The organism is Stenotrophomonas sp. YJH_SMC_94-11 (genome assembly GCF_059370435.1).
This window is the reverse complement of record NZ_JCAFTR010000007.1, coordinates 150,850-170,303: the sequence shown is the minus strand read 5'-3', so window position 1 is coordinate 170,303 and position 19,454 is coordinate 150,850. Positions and strand designations below refer to the sequence as shown.

Genomic DNA, 19,454 nt, shown 5'->3' with positions numbered 1-19,454 from the left:
GTAACATGGAGAAGCAAAAATGGATTTATGCGCTACCCAGGTGCTATCGCCCAGGACGCTGACGTTTATCACAACCTATCGCTGCACTGCGGCATGCGTTCAGTGCTGTTTCGAGTCGAGCCCGACGGTCAAAGGAAGGCTCAGTCGCGATGAGATGATCACAGCGCTTCATGATGCCAAAGGCTCCTTCCCCTCGCTGTCTGTCATCGTCTTCACCGGCGGCGAGGCGACACTTCTCAAAGACGATTTGATCAGTGTGATAGCCGAAGCGACATCGCTAGGGCTCGGCACGCGGATGGTATCGAATGGCTCCTGGGCGAAGACCCGATCCACCGCGAAGCGTTGGGCTGAAAAGCTTTCAACCGCAGGATTGAAAGAGCTCAATATCAGCTCCGGCAAAGATCATCAGGAGTGGGTACCTCATTCTTCCGTGGTCAATGCTGCCGAGGCCGGCCTCACTGCGGGGCTGCACGTTCTCGTGACGGTGGAGGCAGACACGGAAGACGGTCGAACAATGGCGACCTTCGCCGAGGATTCGACAATACGGATGCTTCTGAAGAAGGGCTTGCAACTGCAGTCAAACAGCTGGATGGAGTTCAAAAGCGATCAGGTCAAGCGCGAGAATACGGTTCCACAGCACCTGCGAATAGCCCCGTGCCACCAGATTCATGACAACATCGTTGTCACGCCCTACAAGGAAGTCGCTGCCTGTTGCGGACTGACACTTGAGCACATCCCAGAGATGAAAGTTGGGCGTCTCGAGGATGGCGTCAGCAACGCCTATCTCTCTCAAACGGACGATTTCCTCAAGTTCTGGATCAGAGTGGACGGCCCTGCGGAGATCATCAGGCGCGTGATGGGCGAAGAGAAAGCCGATGAACTACTGAATGGATCGGTGCACATGTGCCACGACTGCGCAGTGCTTCACAAGAACAGTGAAGTGCGCGCAAGACTTGAATCGGATTACCAGAAGTTCATTCCAGAGGTAATGAGTCGCCACGCACTCGGTAAGGCAGTAGACACCCTTTCCCGGCAACAAGGAGCGTTCAAATGAAGCGGCGGAAGTTCATCCAGTCCACACTCGCGGCCAGTGCTGCTGCATCAATTTCCGGGGCGGCGGCTGCCGCGGGCGACAAGAGGGTGTTCGGCACACCTGCGAGCCTTACCGGCGGCACGGATGTCAACGCAACACGAATGCTTCTTCCACTCTCGCGTAGCGGCATGCCTGCAGCCGGCTGGGATCACTGGTCAAAGTTGAGTGCCGCTGCTGTCGATATGTTTTCTGACGAGAAGAAGCGTTCGCTCTTCAACACCAATCCTGGTCGATATCTTTCCACGCTTGGGTTCGACACCAGCAAAGAGACACTGAACGCACCATCTCTGGCTCTGCTGGTTGCTCTGTCGGATAGGGATGTACAAGACGCGGCCAAACGCCGTGACTATACGCAAATGTTGAACTATCTCCAGGCATCTGGTGCGTTGGCGCGTCCAAAGGAAGACGTGCTCACCATGAAGATGCAGCACGCACTCCAGAGCAATATAGACATGATCCGCGGCGTGATGGAGCTTTCTGGGGACGAGTCTCCCGATGCCGAATCGGTACTCGCTTTCATCAAAGCTACTGACAAGCCTCCTACAACGGCAGACCTCGCGGCCCTCGCCAGTGTGGCGGAGCTTCTGCGGACAGCCCCTGGTCAAGCGGTTGTTGGCGCGGCTGTGATTGTGGTTGCGGCTGTTGACGCCATTGTTGGTGTGACCGTAGCCGTGGCTGCATTCACCATGGTTGCCGTTGTGAACCAGGTAGTGGTTGCCGGAAACGAGACCCAGATACCGTCATACAATCATGTGTTCAACGGCCAGCTGAGTCGGCTGGACGGTGACATCTGCGACAGTTGCGACGTTGCACATCGTGCAGCTTCCATCCTGGGAGCCCCCGGCCTTTACGACGAACACGCAAAACTCGTAATAAAGAACGAGGTTCGCTCGTTCCTGCGCGCGATGCGAAACGTCGGCCTTGTCACCTATGAAGAAGATGCATTTGAGACGATTGTCGAAGCGACTTACGTTTACGGCATGCGGTCAATCTCTGCGGAGTAGTTCATGATGATGTGCCGATCCACGCTGGACGTCTCCCTGATTCATGCCTATGCGCTTCCTCTCGGCATATGCGTGGCAGCAGCCGTGGTTCTGATCGCAGTATGGCTGGCACCCCGCTCTGGCGGGGTGCCAGCCAGGAATATTGCGCTCGGCTCGGCGCTGGCCGTTGTTGTCGTAGTTGCCTTTGGCCTCGTATATCAAGCGCGAACAGCGTACATCGCCGTTACAGATGGCCAGCTGATTGGGTCAGCAGCGTTTGTCCGACTGCAGCTCCCGCTTTCCAGTGTCTCGTGGCAGGACGCTTCCGATGCTTCAAGGATCACGCTGCCTCACCGGCAACTTGGGACCAGCACAGGGGGCGTTGAACTTGGCAAGTTCCGCATGCAGAACGGTCGCAACGTCTTCGTGCTGCGCACGGACCGTAGCTCTGTTCTCGTCACAACCAGAGGGGATACTGACTTGATTCTGGACCGACGTCTTCATGAACAGCTCAATGCATGCTTGGATCAGGTACGTGAGACCGGCGGCCATCGAGGAAGATTGCAATGATCAGCAGGAAGTACTGGTTTACCAGGAAAAAGTACGGATGGGGTTGGGGGATGCCGTGCGCGTGGCAGGGCTGGCTGGTGTACGCAGTCGCATTCGGCCTGCTGCTGGCGGGTCCGTTTCTGTTCTCTCCATTTCGCGAGCCCATCGCGTTTCAGCTCTACACGTGGGCCGTAGTGTTGGTCCTTGTCCTCATCTGCTGGATGAAAGGCGCCCCCCCCGGTTGGCGGTGGGGGGAGTAGAACGGCTGCAGAAGCTATTTTCGGACCTGTTCGATTTCGATCCGCCGGGCAAAGCATGGATGCATTGCCCTATGTGGGAGTCGGACAGTATCGCTAGCGGGCCACGACTGCGCCCCCTCTGAGGTGTACCGTTTTGAATGAACGCTGGACACTTCCCTCCGCGGGTACCCAACGCGTTCTAACCGTTGATTGACCAAGGTAGCGTCGCTTAAAGGGGCGCGCCGGTGAAGCTACACTGGCCACCTACGCCCAATGGAAGCTCACCCATGTTCAGTGGAAAGGTTGCGGTGGTCACCGGCTCCACCAGCGGTATCGGTCTTGGCATCGCCACGGCGCTGGCGCGGCAAGGTGCCGATATCGTGCTGAATGGCTTCGGCGATGCGGCGGAGATCGAACGCATCCGTACCCGCCTGGAAGCTGAGTTCGGCGTGCGGGTGGTGCACGATGGCGCGGACCTTTCCCGGGGCGAGGCGGTGCGCGCGATGATCGACCGCGTCGTGACGACGATGGGCCGCATCGACATCCTGGTGAACAACGCGGGCATCCAGCACACCGCGTCGATCGAGGAATTCCCGGTCGACAAGTGGGATGCGATCCTGGCGCTGAACCTGTCGGCGGTGTTCCATGCAACGGCGGCGGCGCTGCCGCACATGAAGCAGCAGGGCGCCGGCCGCATCATCAACATCGCGTCGGTGCACGGGCTGGTCGGCTCGGTGAACAAGTCCGCCTATGTAGCGGCCAAGCATGGCGTGGTGGGGTTCACCAAGGTGACCGCGCTGGAGAATGCGGGCACCGGCATCACCGCCAACGCCATCTGCCCGGGCTGGGTGCGAACGGCGCTGGTCGAGCAGCAGATCACTGCGTTGGCCGAGCGCGAGAGCCTGAATCAGGAGGACGCCGCGCGTGCGCTGCTGGCTGAAAAGCAGCCGTCATTGCAGTTCGTGACGCCCGAGCAGCTGGGCGAAATGGTGGTGTTCCTGGCCTCGGATGCCGCTGCCCAGATCACCGGCACGGCGCTGCCGGTGGATGGGGCCTGGACGGCGCGCTAGCTGGCTGGCTGCGCCTTACGCTGCAGCATCGGCAGTGCCACCAGTGTGGCGAGAATGGTGAACAGCACCAGCGACGAGCCTACCGTGCCGAAGCCCAGGCCGCCCTTTTCCAGCGGCTTGGTGAGCAGATCGCCGAAGGTGGCGCCGAACGGGCGGGTGAGCACGAAGGCGATCCAGAACAGGATGACCCGGTTGATGCCCTTGATGCGGCTGGCCAGTGCGGTGAGCGCGATGAGGCTGCCGATCAGCAGTGCGCCGCCGGTGAAGCCCAGCCCGGAATCGTCGGCGAGGAAATCCCCCAGCGCGGTGCCCAGCGTGTTGGAGAACAGCACGGCGGTCCAGTAGAAGCCTTCGGCGCGGCGCGATGCGATATTGCTGACCGAGATCGACTTCTCCGACATGCGCCAGGCCAGCAACACCAGCGCCAGGCAACCGGCCAGCAGGCTGGCGCCGGTGGCGTAGCCCAGGCCGAGCGTGCGGTCGATCAGGTCCGACAGGGTGGTGCCAGCGGTGCTGGTGGCCAGCACCACCGACCAGAACAGCACCGGGTGGAAGCGCCGTGCCGACAATTGCAGGGTAAGCAGGCCGGCGAAGACCGTCAGCAGGATGGCCGAGCTGGCTGTATAGCCCAGGTTGAGCGTCATCGACAGCAGGTCGCCGGCGGTCTCGCCGAGGGTGGTGGCGGCGATCTTCATCACCCAGAAGCCGAGGGTGACCGCCGCCACCTTGCTGTGCAGGGAATCTGCGTCTGAAGCACGCATCGAACGTCGCCTGGGGAGCCTGTGGGCGATGCTGTGGCGGGCGGCGTCGGAGCGCGGTCGGAACCGGGTTCACGCGTCGTTCCTGCTCATCTGGCGTATGCAGCGGTGCGCCGGCCTTGGAGGCTGCCGCCCGGGCGAACCCGGGCGGCAGGGGTACTTACAGCAGGTCGGAGAATCCTGCGACCAGTTCGGCGCGTTCGTTCATCCTGTCCACATAGCCTTCCTGCCCAGGGTTGAACATGCGGTAGCCGTCGGGCAGCACTCTGTTCGGGGTCGGGTAGTACGGCAATTCATTGCCGTAGCCAATGACGGGTACCGGCTGGCGCGGCTGCGCCTTGGGCATGCCCAGGCCGTAGGCGACCTGCTGGCGCTGCGTGGTGGTGGGGCACAGCAGCGATGTGGCAATCGAGTAGATGCCCTGAGAGGGGGCTGCGTATGCGTTGCCGCACGGCAGCCGCTTGTTGGTGTTGAGCGTGCCGCCGTAGTAGACGCCGTCGGCCCTGATCAGCTTGCGGATGGCCGTCACGTCGGGGTCGTGCGCCAGGCGGTAGGCGATATCGAATGACTCCACGCCCGGGAAGGTGAAATCGTCCGCCAACGTGTAGGCCTGGCGATAGCGGAAGGTGGCGCCCGAGTTTTCAAGGGCCTCATTGGTCAGCTTGAGGTTCTCCTCCATGAGCTTCAATGCGCCGCCCATCCCACCAACGGCTTCCACCTGCTGGTCGACAATGAACAGTAGATCGATGGTGGTTGTTTCACGCTCCCAAACGCCCTTGTCATTGACCCGGAACGCAACCTGTTCGCGTGGCCGTACCGTTTCGCGCAGCGTGCCGTGGGCGACATCGATCTGCCACAGCGCCGTGTTCTCCACAAGCACGCGCCGTTCGGTCTCCGGCTTGGGCAGGGTCAGCGTCCGGTAAGACGTATTGGGAGAGCCGACCACCACGCGGACAAACGAGGTCTTCTCCTCGAGCTTTCCATTGCGCAGCTCATGGAACTTCACCTCCTTCCCACTCCGGCGAACAAGCTGCCAATGTCCCAGTTCGGCGAGGAAGACGAACTCGAGTTCGTCACCCTTGCGCAGGATCACCTGGGGTGCACCGTAGTCAAGGCGGATGACGGAGTCGATGGAGGCGCTTGAACGATAGATCATCCTGTCGCGATCAGAACGTGTACGGGGCAGCGTGATGAGTCCCGCCCACTTGCCATCGCTGAATTCCACGATAGTGCGGGAAGAAACGCGGTGCTCCCAGGTCCGAGGGTCGTTGTTGTGGTAGTACGGTGCGTGCACCCACGTCCACACCTTCCTGGCGGGATCATACTCCGCACGCGCCAGCTGCTTGCGGTGGACGGTGATTCGCTGGTCGAGGAAGTCCGTACCCCCACCCAGTACCTCTGTCGGCGTGGTCGCTAGGTTGTCGATCACGATGGTTTGATAGGCCGTGCCCTGGTTGGGCAGTAGCAGCTCGCGAGCATGTTGCCCATCGCGCAGTACGACAAAGGAGACCAGGTGCTTGCTGGTCGGGATCTGCCAGCGTTGCTGGTTGGGCACGCTCAGCTCGAGGCTGGATTGCCATTCAAGCCATGCGCCCTCGCTACCAGTAGCGTTGGCGTGGAACTCGATGGATTCGCCGCTGGGCAGCTTCAATGGCCCGCCCGGAACGTTGTAGATCGGGCCTTGGATCTCCACCACGCTTGACGGGTAGACGGACATGTTCTTGATCCTGAGGTTCCGGAAGCGATCGGGAAGCTCGACCCGGTCCATCCAGTACCAATCCGTGATGGAAAGCTCCGTGTTCCTGCAGGTGTTGTCGCCCGGAGCGTGCGTGTTGGGTAGTTTTTCCTTGTACTTGAGGGAAGGCGGAGACCAGAACTGGTAGGGGCAGTTTGGAAGCGCGGCGAACGCAGGCGCTGCGGTGAGAGAGGCCAGAAGGCCCAGGGTGATTCGGGAGGGGATCATGCGCGTCCGGGGAGTTGCGGCATCGATGATGCGGTTCAAGGGGGCATCAGCCTCGCCGCAGGGCCGGGAGGCTTCCATCGGACGCCTACGAAATATGCAACGCGCCCGGACTGTAGGACGATGACGCCAACCACCGGACGCGCTACGCTGCATCTCGCTGCTGCTGGCGCTGGGCAGCACACTTCGACGGAGGTCCGAGGCACTGATGGGAACAAACCTGTTGTTGACGGCGGTACTTCTGTCTGCGGCGCTGCCCGCTGCAGCCACTGCGTTGTGCACGGCCAGCGCCTACGGTGACGGGCAGGGCAACATCGTGGTGCTGGGCGCACCCGCTGCGGCACCGGCCAAGGGGCAGCGTTATCTGATGCTGGACGGGCGACGTGGTGCCACAGGCGATGCCAACACACCTGTGAGCTGCAGCGGCGATGTGGTCAGCTTCAGGTCGTCTGCGGGAGCCGCGCAGCGCTGGCAGCGACTGCAGACCCGCGATACCGATGCGACCTTCATCAGTGCGGGAACCAGGCTGGTCGGGCAGTTGATCGAGCCGGCTGGCCCGGCCGACCCGACGCGGCCGCTGGTGGTGCTGGTGCACGGCTCGGAACGCACGATGGCGGTGGCGGCGATCTACCAACGCATGCTGGTGGCGCAGGGGATCTCGGTGTTTGCCTACCAGAAGCGTGGCACCGGCGATTCGGAAGGCGAGTACACGCAGAACTTCGAGCTGCTGGCTGACGATGCGGCGGCGGCCTTGGCGAAGGCACGTGAGCTGGCGGCGGGGCGTTTCGGTCGGGCCGGGTACTTCGGTGGTAGCCAGGGCGGTTGGATCGCGCCGCTGGCGGCGACGCGCTCGCAGGCGGATTTCGTGGCGATCGGTTTCGGGCTGGTGGTGTCACCGATCGAGGAGGACCGCGAGCAGTTGTTCGACGAGGCGCGCCGCATGCAGCTGGATGCAGCGGCGATGAAGCAGGTCGGCCAGCTATCGGATGCGAGCGCGCAGCTGATGCGCACGCATTTCAGCCAGGGCTACGAAGCACTGGCCCGGGTGCGTGCGCAGGTGGGTGCTGCGCCGTGGGCAAAGACGATCAGTGGCGAATACAGCGGCGACATGCTGCGCATGAGTGACGCTGACCTGCGCAGGATCGGTCGTGCGCGCTTCGACAACCTGGAGCTGATCTGGGACTACGACGCCGAGGCCGCGCTGCGCCGCCTGAAGGTGCCGTTGCTGTGGGTGCTGGCCGAGCAGGACCGCGCCGCGCCGATTGCCGCCACGCGTTCGATCCTGTCGCGCCTGCGCGCGTCAGGACAGCCGATCGAGACCTACCTGTTCCCCGACACCGACCATGGCATGGTCGAGTTCCGCACCGATGCCGAGGGCAACCGCGTGTCGACGCGGATCACCGACGGCTATCTGCGCCTGCTGGCGGATTGGATCAAGCAGGATGTGCACGGACAATACGGGCGCGCGCGCACAGTGAGCGATTGAGCGGATGGTGGCGCAGGCGGCGGATGGCGCTCCGCCGCCGATAGCGGCACGACTCAGCTCGGCTTCGCAAACACATCCAATCCCTTGCCGGTCTCCAGCAGCGACTTCAGGCTCGACAGCACGATCGGCCAGCCCTGGCGGATGCCGGTATCCATGCCGCTGCCCGGTTCCAGTTCCTCATGGGTAACCGTCAGCCGCACCATGTCCTGGTAGGGCACGATCTCGAAGGTGACCCGGCTGTAGGCGTCCGGGTTGTCGGCCTGCGAGGCGGCGGCCCAGGTGATGACCAGCCGCGAGGGCGGGGTGCTTTCCACCACTTCGCCGACCAGCTCGACCGAGCGCGTTTCATTTGCACGCACGTGCTGCCAGCGCGAGCCCGGCTTCCAGTCCGAGACGTTTTCGTGGCCCCAGTAGCGGCTGGCGATCTCGGGGCGGGTGATGGCCTCGAACACCTTCTGTGGCGTGGACGCGATGTAGATCACGTGGATGAAGCGGGTGGTCTCTGCGGACATCGTCATTCTCCTTCCAGTTCGCGTTTCAGGTCATGCAGCAGGCTCAGGCGCTGCTGCTCGAACTTGCGTACCCAGCGCTCATAGACCTCATGCAGCGGCACCGGGTTGATGAAGTGCAGCTTCTCGCGGCCACGGCGTACGGTGCTGATCAGGTTGGCGTCTTCCAGCAGGCCCAGGTGCTGGGTGACCGATTGCCGGGCCATGTCCAGGTGTTCGCAGAGCTGGCCCAGGGTCTGGCCGTTGTCTTCGCAAAGCAGGTCCAGCAGCGTTCTACGCGTGGGGTCGGCCAGTGCCTTGAACACCTTGTCTGCATTCATGCTGGGCGTCTTCAGTTCCAGTTGTCGATCCTGATGTCGTGTGGATTGGGCTGACCCTTGCCGGTTTCCAGCAAGGCCTTTAGGCTCAGCAGGAAGACCGCCCACTTGGTGCTGCAGTGGGAGGTGAACTCGACGCGTTCCTTCCAGCCTTCGTGGGTGAACAGGACGATGCAGTAGTCGCCCTCCTGCTTCAGCGCGAAGCGCACGTGGGTACCTATCCATTCGGCAGGACCGGCGAGGAACTGCCAGAGCACGAGCTGGCCAGGAATGAGCTGTTCCAGCTTCATTTCCATGGCGCCGATCTCCTGGCCGTTGCTCGTGAAACGCGCCTTGACCGTGCCGCCGACATCGCGGTCGCCGTGGGTTTCTTCAGCCCACCAGGCCGCCACGCCTTCGGGGGTGGCCAGTGCTTGATACACCTGGCTTGCGGGGGCCTTGATGCCGACCCGGTGTGCGATATCCACCATTGCAGGTTCCTCGCATGGGCCGGCAGGCGCCGCCCTTGAGTGGACTATATGCAGGTAAATACCTGCATGTCAAAACCCGCCACGAATGCCCGGGTTTGGTAGTGCCGGCCGCTGGCCGGCATCCCGGTGGAGTTGGGTGCGTGCAGTTGCCGGCCAGCGGCCGGCACTACCAGATGCTGCCCACCCGGCCGCGGCTAGTTGACAGGCAGCCAACCTACTAGTAGGTTGACGGCATGAAAGAGCCGCTCTCGCCCAAGGCCCAGGAGATCCTGGCCCACGCCCGTTCGCTGCTGGAGGCCGGTGGCTACAACGGCTTCAGCTACGCCGACGTGTCGGCGCGGGTGAACATCAGCAAGGCCAGCATCCATCACCACTTCCCCAGCAAGGCAGACCTGGTGCGCACGGTGGTTGAGCTGTACCGGGCCGAGGCGCGCGAAGGCCTGGCGCTCCTGGACCGGCAGCTGGGCGACCCGCTGCAGGAGCTCAACGCTTATGTGGACTACTGGTCGAGCTGTATCGCCGGTGGCACGTCCTCGTTCTGCATCTGCGCGATGCTGGCGGCCGAGGCACCGATGATCCCAGCGGAGGTTGCCGATGAAGTACGCGGGCATTTCGAGGACTTGAGCGGCTGGTTGGCGCTCACGCTGGAAAAGGGCGCTGCCATGGGCCAACTGCAATTGCAGGGCTCGGCGGCCGATGAGGCCAGGGCGTTCATGTCATCGGTGCATGGCGCGATGCTTGCGGCGCGCGGCTTCGGTGACGCGGCGACGTTTGCTGCGCTGGCACGGCTGGCCATCGCGCGGGTGAGCGCGGCTGCCTGATGGATGTGTGGTGGGCCTGCGGCAACGTAGGCCTTCTTTTTTGAATCAATAACCTACCTACTAGTAGGTTCACTCAATCCCTGGAGATGTTCCATGTCGCACTCTCTGTCCACGTTGGGCTTGATCCACACGGCCGTCAGCCTGGTACCGGTTATCACCGGCCTGTATGCCTTCATTTGCCATCGTGCCATCGACCCCGCCATACGCTCGGGCAAGCTGTACCTTTTGGGATTGGTGCTGTCGGTCGCTACGTCATTGACCGTCTCCAGCACGGGTGGGCTCAATCCAGGCCATGCGTTCGGCGTGATCGTGCTGCTGGTGGCGTTCGGCGGCGTGCTGGCCACCCGGCTGCGCTGGCTGGGTCGAGCAGCGCGCTACGTGTCGACATTTGCGCTGTCTTTCAGCTTCCTGCTGTCGCTGGTGCCAGGCGTGAATGAAACGCTGACACGGTTGCCGGTGAACCATCCCATTGCGGCTGCGCCGATGGCACCGGTGGTGCTGCACACGTTGCTGGGATTGGCGGTGGTGTTTGTGATCGGCTTTGCCGCGCAGTGCTGGCGCATGCGGTTTCAAACGGTTCGCAGCAGGCGCCCTTGAGCAGAGGCGCCTCAGTCCCGCACCGCGAGCGCAGCCAGCAGCGACTGGGGTTCGATCAGCGCAGCCGAACGTGTGGCATCCACCCGAACGTGCCGGATGCAGAAGTTGAACGGTCGACCCTGGGCCGGCGAGGCTGCGTCTGGAGATGCGTCCGGTGTTTCGATCTCCAGCACTTCATCTACCGCCAGCGCCAGGGTTGCAGTGCCGGCGGTGATCAGCAGCATGGCTGGGCTGCTGCCATCGAATGCCGGTTGCCCGCTGAGCCTGCGCAGGTCGGCCACCGGCAATGGCTGCCCTCGTACCTCCAGGTTCCGCCTGCCATGCGGGTCTGCAGGGCCGAAGGTCTCGGGGCCGCGTATTTCCACGGCTACCTGTACGTCGATCGCGAACAGGGCCGTGCCTGCACGCAGGACGACGACCTCGAACAACTCGGCGGGCGAGGCACGTGTTTCCGTTGAAGGTTGAGCGGGTACAGGCATGCTGTGGATCTGGCAGGAACGATGGGTAACGCGGCTTGAATGATGACGTGTGCAGGGAGCACGCGGCCGCGTGGGAGTACGCGCGCAAGGCGGCGGTTCAGCTGGATCCGACGGACGCATGGTGGGCACTGAGCGGGCAGATGCGCGGAAAGTGCGGACGCAGCAGGCCGACGAGCTGGTCCATGCCCGGGATGGCGTGGCCGAACTCGTCCCAGCGCGCATTCACCAAGCCGGATACCACGATCTGTCCGGTCTCGATGCAGGTCATCGCCCAGTAGGGTACGGCGCGTGCGCCGATTGCCATGTCCAGCACGGGGGCGATGGCGGCGTGCGAACGGCTGTCCTGGATGCGGCGCCTGACCGCCGCCAGGCCGTCGGGCGGGCCTTCGATGTATTGGAAAAACCGCTGCCCGTCGACGATCAGCGCACCGGTAATGTCCACCCGGCGATTGAACGCGGCAGATTGCGAGATGATCTGGCGGAGGGCTTGATTGGACAGCCCAGCCGACATGCGGCTGGAGTAAGCAAATGCATGGAGCATGGAAGGGGCTTCTTGTGACGCACGTCACTATACGCACGCAAGCCCGCACCGTCGTGAGGCTTTGCTCACGCCACGCCTGGCACAGCGCACCGGGTCAACAGCCCACCAGGCGGTCGGCACCGAGACCGCTGCGGTGCTGGTTGCGGTACTCGGCAGGACTGGCGTCCACCTGGCCGCGGAAGTGCCGGCGGAACGACTCCTGCGAACCAAAGCCGGCCTGCTCGGCAATCCACTGCAGCGGCCGGTCGGTGGTTTCCAGCAGCTCGCGGGCGAATGCCACGCGCTCGCGGATCAGCCAGTCGATGGGTGACAGGCCGGTGGCTTCCAGGAACTGCCGCTGCAGCGTGCGCTGGCTGAGCGCGGCCTGCTCGGCAAGACTGCCCAGCGAGTGCGGCTCGCGCAGGTTGCGGCGTATCCATTCCATCAGTTTTGCCAGACGCGAGGGCTCGCCATTGGGAATGGCCCGGCTGACACGCTGGCTGCGTTCGGCATCACGCCATGGCGCCAGCACCAGCCGTTCGGCCACCAGATTGGCCACGCGCGCGCCGTAATCCTTGCGCACCATGTGCAGCATCATGTCCATGCCGGTGGCCGAGCCGGCCGAGGTGATGACGTTGCCGGTATCGACGTACAGCACGTCTTCGCGCACATCGATGCGCGGAAAGTCGCGTGCCAGCGCTTCGGTGAGGCGCCAGTGGGTGGTGGCCGGGCGGCCATCGAGCAGCCCGGCCCAGGCCAGCACGAAGGCGCCAGAGCAGATCGAAGCGATGCGTGCGCCACGGGCGTGGGCGCGGATGAGTGCATCGAGCAGTGCCTGCGGCGGGCGTTCGCTGGGTTCGCGCCATCCGGGAATGACGATGATGTCGGCGTCATCAACAGTGCGGAGATCGTAGGGCAGCTGCACCTGCACATTGCCGAGCATGCGCAGTGCACCGGGTTCACCCGCGCACAGCTGGGTGCGGTACCAGGCCACGCCCAGTTCTGGCCGCACCGGTGCGAACAGGCCAACCGCACAACCGAACTCGAACAGCCCCTGGCCGTGGCAGGCGACGATGGTGACGAGCGGCGCGGTGGGATCGGCGGGTGGGCTGGGCATGGCTTGATGCTACGGGTGGAGATGCGTGGGGCTGCGTGGTGCGCGGGCATGAGGTGATGCCTGCCAGGCATATGGAGCGGTCGCTCCCCTCTTGTAGAGCCGAGCCCACGCTCGGCTCAGTACCGGCAGGGGGATGCATCTGACGCCGTCGCGTAGAGCAGCCGAGCGTGGGCTCGGCTCTACAGACAGCAGTGCACCGGCAATGCCGCCTAACCTCATTACCAGCGGTCATGTGGGTGGCCGGATGTTACGGCTGGGTGACGCGATCGCGCCTGTCGCGGTGGGTGAACAGGCCCTTGAATGGAAGCGTGTTTCCGGCCCACTCCCACGAGTCCCCATGCCTGCCGCCCATGCCCCTGTGCTGAACACTCTCGCCGTCCTGATCGCCAGCGTTCTGGCTGCATCGCCTGGCCATGCGGCTGACGCCGATGCAGATCCTGCTGCCACCGCTGCGACGGCCAACGTGGCAGCGTCCACGCTGGATGCGGTGGTGGTGACCGGTTCGCGCACCAGCACGCGTACGGTGAAGAACAGCTCCACGCCGATCGATGTGATCTCGGCCGAAGACCTCACCGCCACCGGCCAGGCCAACCTGCTGGAAGCACTGCAACGCGCGCTGCCGTCGCTCAGCCAGATCGGTGGCTACCAGAGCGACCAGGAGAGCCTGATCCGTGGCTACCAGCTGCGCAATCTCTCGCCGGGCTACACGCTGGTGCTGGTGAACGGCAAGCGCCGCAATGCCAGTGCCTATGTGAGCGGGGCCAACGGCGGCGGTTTCCCCGGCCATGCCTGGGCAGACCTGGCGTTGATTCCAGTCTCGGCGATCGACCACGTGGAAGTGCTGCGTGATGGCGCGTCGGCCATCTATGGTTCGGACGCGATCACCGGCGTGGTCAACGTGATCCTGAAATCGCAGGCGCACGGTGGCGAGCTCGCCGTGGAAAGCGGGCAGAGCATTGATGGCGATGGCTCGCGCACCAGCGTGCGTGCCAACGTGGGCCTGCCGTGGGGCGCCGATGGCTTCGTCAACCTGTCGGGCGAGACCACGCGGCAGCACCACGCGATCCGTACCCGCCGTTACATCGATGGCTACCTGAGCTATCCGGTGGTGGATGCCAACGGCAATCTGGTCGCGCTGCGACCGAACAACCGGTTGCCGGCCGGCGCATCGCCGAACCCGGCCGAGGCCAACCGCGATGCCGAGGCCAACACCATCCTCAGTTCGCCATCGTATGCGCTGAAGGCGTTTGCGGTGAACGTGGGCCATGGTCTGGGCGAGAGCGCCCAGTTCTACGCCAATGCCACCGCCAGTGATCGAACCGCGCAGGCGATCCAGAATTTCCGCCTGCCGGCGACCATCTTCACCACCTACAAGGCGCCGGGTGTGCTGAGCGTGTTTCCCGATGGCTTCCTGCCGGTGCTGGAAACCAAGGAGAAGCAGTACACCGGCACCGCAGGTGTGAAAGGCCAGATCGCGGGCTGGGATTACGACGCCAGCCTGACCGGCAACCGCAGCACGGTACGCACCTATACCCGCAACTCGGTGAACTACTCGCTGCCGTACCCCGGTTCGCCCACTGATTTCTATGATGGCAAGCTGGATTACCAGCAGGGCATCGCCAACCTCGACCTGCGCCGTGGCTTCGAGGTGGTGGCATTCGCTTCGCCGCTGGAAGTGAGCGCAGGTGCCGAGTACCAGCATGAACAGTACGAGCGCGGGGCGGGGCAGTGGGAGTCGTACACCGGCTTTGGTGCTGCAGCGTTCGTCGGCTATTCCACTGCGGACGCGGTGAAGGCCACCCGCAACAGCAAGGCGGTGTACGTGGGTGCGGCCGCCAACATCACCTCACGCTGGTATCTGGATGCGGCCGCGCGCTGGGAAGACCATTCCGACTTCGGCAGTGTCTCGACCGGCCGCCTGACCACCCGCTTCGATTTCACCGATGCGCTGGGTGTGCGCGCTACGGTCAGCAACGGCTTCCATGCGCCCAGCCTGGGCGCGCAGTTCTACCAGGCCACCGGCAGCTGCCCGTGCGGTACCACGCTGGTGGCGCAGGTGTCTTCGCCGGCGGCGGTCGCACTGGGTGCCACACCGCTGAAGCCGGAGAAGGCGACCAACTACAGCCTCGGCGTGACCTGGGATCCGAGCCCGGCCTTCCACCTGGCCGTGGATGCGTACCAGATCGATATCCGTGGCCAGCTCGGGCAGTCCAGCCAGATCGGCTACAACGCACAGGATCCGACGCGCATCACCGACAACAGCGGCACGGTGCTGAGCGCAGCGCAGAAGAACACCATCGATGCACTGCTGGGGTCGGCCGGCATCAGCATCCTGCCGGGTGATGCGTTCTATGCCAGCTACTTCACCAACGTGGGCAATACCCGTACCCGTGGCGTCGAGCTGACCCTGGAAGCGAACCAGGAAACCGCGTGGGGCAAGCTGCGCTGGAGCTACGCGGCCAACGTCGGCCGCACCACGATCCGGAAGATCAGTGATATTCCGCCGGCGCTGCAGGGGCTGCCCAACATCAACCTGTTGACCAAGTCCAGCGAGTACGCGCTGCGCTTCCGCACGCCCAGCTACACCCAGGTGGCGGGCTTGGGCTGGCAGAACGGGCGCTGGCGCTCGAATGTCGACTTCACCTACTACGGCCCGATCAAGCGCCTGAACAACGGCGTGGAGTACAAGCAGCCGCCGGTGCTGTTGACCAATCTCTCCGGTGCGGTGGAACTGGGTGCGGGCTGGAGTGCGGCGCTGGGCATCAACAACGTGTTCGACAAGCGCACGCGCAAGGTGCCGGCGTACGCGCGCAGTGCCACCGATGTGGCGAGCATCGAGACGACGTGGGATTCGGGCGACGTGCTGAGCCGGATCGGGGCGTTCTGGTACGGGCGGATCAATTACCGGTTCTGATGTGGAGCAGCCGAGCATGGCTCGGCTCTACAAAGGCGAATGCAGCCGAGCATGGCTCGGCTCTTCAGAACGCGAAAGGCGGCCGGACGGGGTTCGGCATCATCGAGGAGCAGTTCATGTCTTCTGCATTGAGGGTGGTTGCAGTGGTGGGGTCACCGACCAGCTCGGCGACGTCGCGTACGTTGCTACTGGTGCGGCACCTGTTGGCGTCGTTGCAGCAGCGGGTGCACGCCAGCGTGGAGCTGGTGGAGCTGGCGCCGATCGCGCGCTCAGTGGGGCAGTCGCTGTCGCGCGATGAAGTGGAGCCGGCGGTGGAACAGGCGCTGCAGGCCATCGAGACCGCTGAACTGCTGGTGGTGGCCGCGCCGGTGCATCGCGGTTCGTATCCGGGGCTGTTCAAGCACCTGGTCGACTTCATCGGGCTGGAGGCGCTGGTGGATACACCGGTGCTGCTGGCGGCGACCGGTGGCAGCGAGCGCCATGCACTGGTGATCGACCATCAGCTGCGGCCGTTGTTCAGTTTCCTGCAGGCGCACACGCTGCCGATCGGGGTGTATGCCACGCCGGCCGACTTTGATGGCGAGCACCTCAACAGTGCAGCGTTGCAGGCCCGCATCGCGCTGGCGACCGAGCGGGCGGCCGGGCATCTGGCTACGCAGGCGCTGGCGGTAGCGGCGCCGCTGCGACGCATCGCCTGATGCCATAACCGGCGGCGCTTTGCATATGGCCAAGGCGCATCTGCGTGGCCGGATCCGACCGCCGATTGTCGCCTGGCATCGCCACCGCAAGCACCGGCATCCCTAGCATCGAAATCGAAGCGGCATCGCATTGCCGGCCCTGATGAGGACACTCCCGTGGCGTTGGACGCAGCAAGCAAACCCATCCTGTTCCTGCTCGACCGCGAGTTCGAGGACGGACAGATTCCCGGCCAGCGCTTCTTCTGCCGGCACAGCCTGTTGCTGGAAGGGGCGCTGTCGAGCATCGATGGCCTCGACGCGCAGCTGGACGTACGTCGCATCGGTTTCGCGCGGCCACGCCGCGAGGTGATCGCCGAGATCGGCGAGCAGGACCAGTCGTTGCCCAAGCTGGTGCTGCCGCAGGGCGTGCGCAGCGAGCTGGCCAGTGGCGCGCATCAGGACCGCCAGTACATCTCCGGTGCCGAGCCGATCCTGGCTGCGCTGAACGGATTGCTTGGCATTCCCGTGGCCCACCCCTGAGCGAGGACACGACCTTGAGCTATCTGATCAGCGTCTTGGACAAGAGCCCCGTGGCTGAAGGCGCCTCGCCAGAGCAGGCGCTGCGCAACAGCCTGCAGTTGGCGCAGCGTGCCGAGCAGCTGGGCTATCACCGGTACTGGTTTGCCGAGCATCATGCCGCGCCGGCGCTTGCCAGCCCGGCGCCGGAAGTGCTGGCCGCCTGGGTGCTGGCGCAGACCCGTCGCATCCGCATCGGCAGTGGCGGGGTGATGCTGCGCCACTATGCGCCGTACAAGGTGGCCGAGAGCTTCAACCTGCTGGCGGCGTTGGCACCGGGGCGCGTGGATCTGGGCGTGGGCAAGGCGCCCGGTGGCCTGCCAGCATCGACCGCCGCGCTGGCGGCGGGACGCCCGGCATTCGCCGATTTCGACCAGCAGCTGCGCGACCTGGAGGGCTATCTGTCCGGTGCCGCAACCGAGGCGCTGGCGCGTCCGATTCCACAGCAGGCGCCGGAGCGCTTCCTGCTCGGTGCCAGCCCGCAGAGTGCGCAGCAGGCGGCCGAGCTCGGCTGGCGCTTCGTGTATGCCGCGCACTTTGATGGCGACCCGAAACACATCGAGGCCGCGTTCGACGCCTACCGCGGTGTCTCCACGCAACCGCCGTTGCTGGCCACGGTGGCCTTCGCCGCTCCGACTGCCGAAGCAGCCGCACGCCATATCGGCGCGCTGCGCGTCTACAAGCTGCATCTTGGCCCGGGGCAGACGGTGAACCTGCCCAGCCCCGAGGCGGCTGCCGAGTATGCACGCCAGGTAGGTGTGGCGGACTTCCGCATCGAGGAAACACGGCCAAGCGTGCTGTCCGGCGATGCGCAACAGGTACGCGGCGAACTGGATGCGCTGCACCGACGCTTCGGCGTGGGTGAATTCATCCTCGACGCGCCGGTGGCCGATCTCGACGCACGCCTGACATCCCTCGAACTGCTGTCGCCCGCGCCGCGCGCGGCGGTGGCCTGACCTGCAGGAGCGATCCCCAATGAGCACGACCCCGCGCCACATTCCGTTCGGCATCATGCTGCAGGGCCCCGGCAGCCACATGCATGCCTGGAAGCATCCGTCCAATCCGGCTGATGCCAGCGTCAACCTGCAGTTCTACAGCGACATCGCGCGCACGGCCGAGGACAACGGCATCGCCTTCGGCTTCGTGGCCGACGGCCTGTACATCAACGAGAAGTCGATCCCGCACTTCCTCAACCGCTTCGAGCCGATCTCGCTGCTGTCGGCGCTGGCCACGGCAACGAAGAAGATCGGCCTGGCCGGCACGCTGTCGACCTCCTACAGCGATCCGTTCACCGTGGCCCGCCAGTTCGCCTCGCTGGATCTGCTCAGCGGCGGCCGCGCCGGCTGGAACGTGGTGACGTCGCCGTTGGAGGGTTCGGGCCGCAACTATGGCCGGCCGCATCCGGAGCACGCGCTGCGCTACCAGATCGCCGATGAGTACCTGGACGTCGTGCAGGGGCTGTGGGATTCGTGGGACGACGACGCCTTCGTGCGCGAGCGCGACAGCGGTACGTTCTTCGCGCCGGAAAAGTTCCGCCGCCTCGACCACAAGGGCCGCTTCTTCCAGGTGGAAGGGCCGCTCAACATCCAGCGTTCGCCACAGGGCCAGCCGGTGATCTTCCAGGCCGGTTCGTCCGACGACGGCATCGCGCTGGCCGGCAAGTATGCCGACGCGGTGTTCACTCATTCGCCGTCGCTGGAAGAAACCCGCGCGTTCACCCAGAAGGTGAAGAACTCGGCGATCGCGCATGGCCGCAGCGGCAATGACGTGAAGATCTTCCCGGGTATCGGCCCCATCGTCGGCCGTACTGCCGAGGAGGCTGAAGCCAAGTACCAGGCGATCGCCGCACTGGCCACGCTGGAGGATGCGCTGGCGTACCTGGGGCGCTTCTTCGATCACCACGATTTCAGCCAGTACGACCCGGATGCACCGTTCCCGGAGCTGGGTGACATCGGCAGCAACTCGTTCCGTTCCACCACCGACCGCATCAAGCAGGATGCGCGTGAGAAGGGCTTGAGCCTGCGCCAGGTGGCGTTGGAAGCGGTGAGCCCGCGACCGAACTTCATCGGCACGCCGGAGCACGTGGCCGATGAGCTGATCCGCTGGTTCGATGCCGGTGCCAGCGATGGCTTCATTCTCGGCTTTGCCGCGCAGCGCGAGGGCCTGGACGATTTCGTGACCCAGGTGCTGCCGATCCTGCAGGCGCGCGGCTACCACCAGCGCGAGCTGGAAGGACAGACCCTGCGCGAGCATCTGGGTCTGCCGTACAAGGCCAGCCGCCATGCGACCGACGCCGAACCGGCGCGGAAGGTGGGGTAG

General features: G+C 64.3%; 20 protein-coding genes. 12 read left to right on the top strand and 8 right to left on the bottom strand.

Translation table 11 applies throughout. The annotated features are described in order from the left end of the window. Positions 1-19: 19 nt before the first annotated feature. The 4 genes from AC5P74_RS13800 to AC5P74_RS13785 all read left to right on the top strand — a co-directional run bounded on the left by AC5P74_RS13800 (position 20) and on the right by AC5P74_RS13785 (position 3,934). Entirely contained in the window at positions 20-1,054 is a 1,035-nt protein-coding gene (locus tag AC5P74_RS13800) for a radical SAM protein (protein WP_032129299.1), read from the top strand. Next, positions 1,051-2,097 (top strand): hypothetical protein, encoded by a 1,047-nt coding sequence (locus AC5P74_RS13795; protein WP_053498411.1) that lies wholly within the window; start codon positions 1,051-1,053, stop codon positions 2,095-2,097. The genes AC5P74_RS13800 and AC5P74_RS13795 overlap by 4 nt, the downstream gene beginning before the upstream one ends. 3 nt (positions 2,098-2,100) lie before the next feature. Further along, positions 2,101-2,646 (top strand): hypothetical protein, encoded by a 546-nt coding sequence (locus AC5P74_RS13790; protein ID WP_154582241.1) that lies wholly within the window; start codon positions 2,101-2,103, stop codon positions 2,644-2,646. A gap of 505 nt (positions 2,647-3,151) precedes the next feature. After that, on the top strand, positions 3,152-3,934 hold the full coding sequence (locus AC5P74_RS13785) for a 3-hydroxybutyrate dehydrogenase (RefSeq protein ID WP_053498407.1): 783 nt from the start codon (positions 3,152-3,154) through the stop codon (positions 3,932-3,934). On the opposite strand, the gene AC5P74_RS13780 is transcribed toward AC5P74_RS13785, so the two are convergent. Next, positions 3,931-4,695, bottom strand: coding sequence for a COG4705 family protein (locus AC5P74_RS13780; RefSeq protein ID WP_495204975.1), 765 nt, complete (start codon positions 4,693-4,695; stop codon positions 3,931-3,933). The two genes, AC5P74_RS13785 and AC5P74_RS13780, sit on opposite strands and share 4 nt — an antisense overlap. Before the next feature lie 157 nt (positions 4,696-4,852). Then, positions 4,853-6,694, bottom strand: a complete 1,842-nt coding sequence (locus tag AC5P74_RS13775) for a hypothetical protein (RefSeq protein ID WP_495204974.1) — start codon at positions 6,692-6,694, stop codon at positions 4,853-4,855. A gap of 184 nt (positions 6,695-6,878) precedes the next feature. Here AC5P74_RS13775 and AC5P74_RS13770 point away from each other — a divergent pair, with 184 nt between their 5' ends. After that, positions 6,879-8,138, top strand: coding sequence for an alpha/beta hydrolase family protein (locus AC5P74_RS13770; RefSeq protein WP_329842548.1), 1,260 nt, complete (start codon positions 6,879-6,881; stop codon positions 8,136-8,138). Between the two features lie 53 nt (positions 8,139-8,191). Here the strand turns inward: AC5P74_RS13770 and AC5P74_RS13765 are convergent, their stop codons facing one another. Genes AC5P74_RS13765 through AC5P74_RS13755 form a run of 3 tightly spaced genes read right to left on the bottom strand, consistent with a single transcriptional unit; the run spans position 8,192 to position 9,434 of the window. Next, positions 8,192-8,650: an SRPBCC family protein gene (locus tag AC5P74_RS13765; protein WP_346607511.1), complete on the bottom strand. Its 459-nt coding sequence runs from the start codon at positions 8,648-8,650 to the stop codon at positions 8,192-8,194. Positions 8,651-8,652: 2 nt separating this feature from the next. Beyond that, on the bottom strand, positions 8,653-8,967 hold the full coding sequence (locus AC5P74_RS13760) for an ArsR/SmtB family transcription factor (protein WP_005416268.1): 315 nt from the start codon (positions 8,965-8,967) through the stop codon (positions 8,653-8,655). Positions 8,968-8,978: 11 nt separating this feature from the next. Continuing rightward, positions 8,979-9,434, bottom strand: a complete 456-nt coding sequence (locus AC5P74_RS13755; protein WP_346607510.1) for an SRPBCC family protein — start codon at positions 9,432-9,434, stop codon at positions 8,979-8,981. Positions 9,435-9,667: 233 nt separating this feature from the next. Between AC5P74_RS13755 and AC5P74_RS13750 the strand changes: the two genes are divergently transcribed. Continuing rightward, positions 9,668-10,255 carry a TetR/AcrR family transcriptional regulator gene (locus AC5P74_RS13750; RefSeq protein WP_329842554.1) on the top strand — a complete coding sequence of 196 codons (588 nt, stop codon included), beginning with the start codon at positions 9,668-9,670 and terminating at the stop codon, positions 10,253-10,255. 93 nt (positions 10,256-10,348) lie between these two features. Beyond that, a complete protein-coding gene (locus AC5P74_RS13745; protein ID WP_329842555.1) occupies positions 10,349-10,852 on the top strand; it encodes a hypothetical protein in 504 nt (167 codons plus the stop codon). Between the two features lie 11 nt (positions 10,853-10,863). Here AC5P74_RS13745 and AC5P74_RS13740 read toward each other — a convergent pair whose 3' ends face one another. The 3 genes from AC5P74_RS13740 to ftrA all read right to left on the bottom strand — a co-directional run bounded on the left by AC5P74_RS13740 (position 10,864) and on the right by ftrA (position 12,968). After that, complete coding sequence (locus AC5P74_RS13740; RefSeq protein ID WP_329842556.1) at positions 10,864-11,331, bottom strand: chemotaxis protein CheW; 468 nt, start codon at positions 11,329-11,331, stop codon at positions 10,864-10,866. 97 nt (positions 11,332-11,428) lie between these two features. Continuing rightward, positions 11,429-11,872, bottom strand: coding sequence for a BLUF domain-containing protein (locus AC5P74_RS13735; RefSeq protein ID WP_329842557.1), 444 nt, complete (start codon positions 11,870-11,872; stop codon positions 11,429-11,431). A 94-nt stretch (positions 11,873-11,966) separates the two neighbouring features. Beyond that, positions 11,967-12,968, bottom strand: coding sequence for a transcriptional regulator FtrA (ftrA, locus tag AC5P74_RS13730; protein ID WP_329842558.1), 1,002 nt, complete (start codon positions 12,966-12,968; stop codon positions 11,967-11,969). Positions 12,969-13,305: 337 nt separating this feature from the next. On the opposite strand from ftrA, the gene AC5P74_RS13725 reads away from it, so the two are divergent. The 5 genes from AC5P74_RS13725 (at position 13,306) to AC5P74_RS13705 (ending at position 19,454) form a co-directional block, all read left to right on the top strand. Further along, a complete protein-coding gene (locus AC5P74_RS13725; RefSeq protein WP_329842559.1) occupies positions 13,306-15,882 on the top strand; it encodes a TonB-dependent receptor plug domain-containing protein in 2,577 nt (858 codons plus the stop codon). A 116-nt stretch (positions 15,883-15,998) separates the two neighbouring features. Continuing rightward, positions 15,999-16,580, top strand: a complete 582-nt coding sequence (gene msuE, locus AC5P74_RS13720) for an FMN reductase (RefSeq protein ID WP_053498382.1) — start codon at positions 15,999-16,001, stop codon at positions 16,578-16,580. 156 nt (positions 16,581-16,736) lie between these two features. Continuing rightward, on the top strand, positions 16,737-17,099 hold the full coding sequence (locus AC5P74_RS13715; RefSeq protein WP_065197036.1) for a DUF3088 family protein: 363 nt from the start codon (positions 16,737-16,739) through the stop codon (positions 17,097-17,099). Between the two features lie 14 nt (positions 17,100-17,113). Next, complete coding sequence (locus tag AC5P74_RS13710; protein ID WP_005416278.1) at positions 17,114-18,091, top strand: MsnO8 family LLM class oxidoreductase; 978 nt, start codon at positions 17,114-17,116, stop codon at positions 18,089-18,091. Positions 18,092-18,110: 19 nt separating this feature from the next. Continuing rightward, on the top strand, positions 18,111-19,454 hold the full coding sequence (locus tag AC5P74_RS13705) for an LLM class flavin-dependent oxidoreductase (RefSeq protein WP_346607509.1): 1,344 nt from the start codon (positions 18,111-18,113) through the stop codon (positions 19,452-19,454).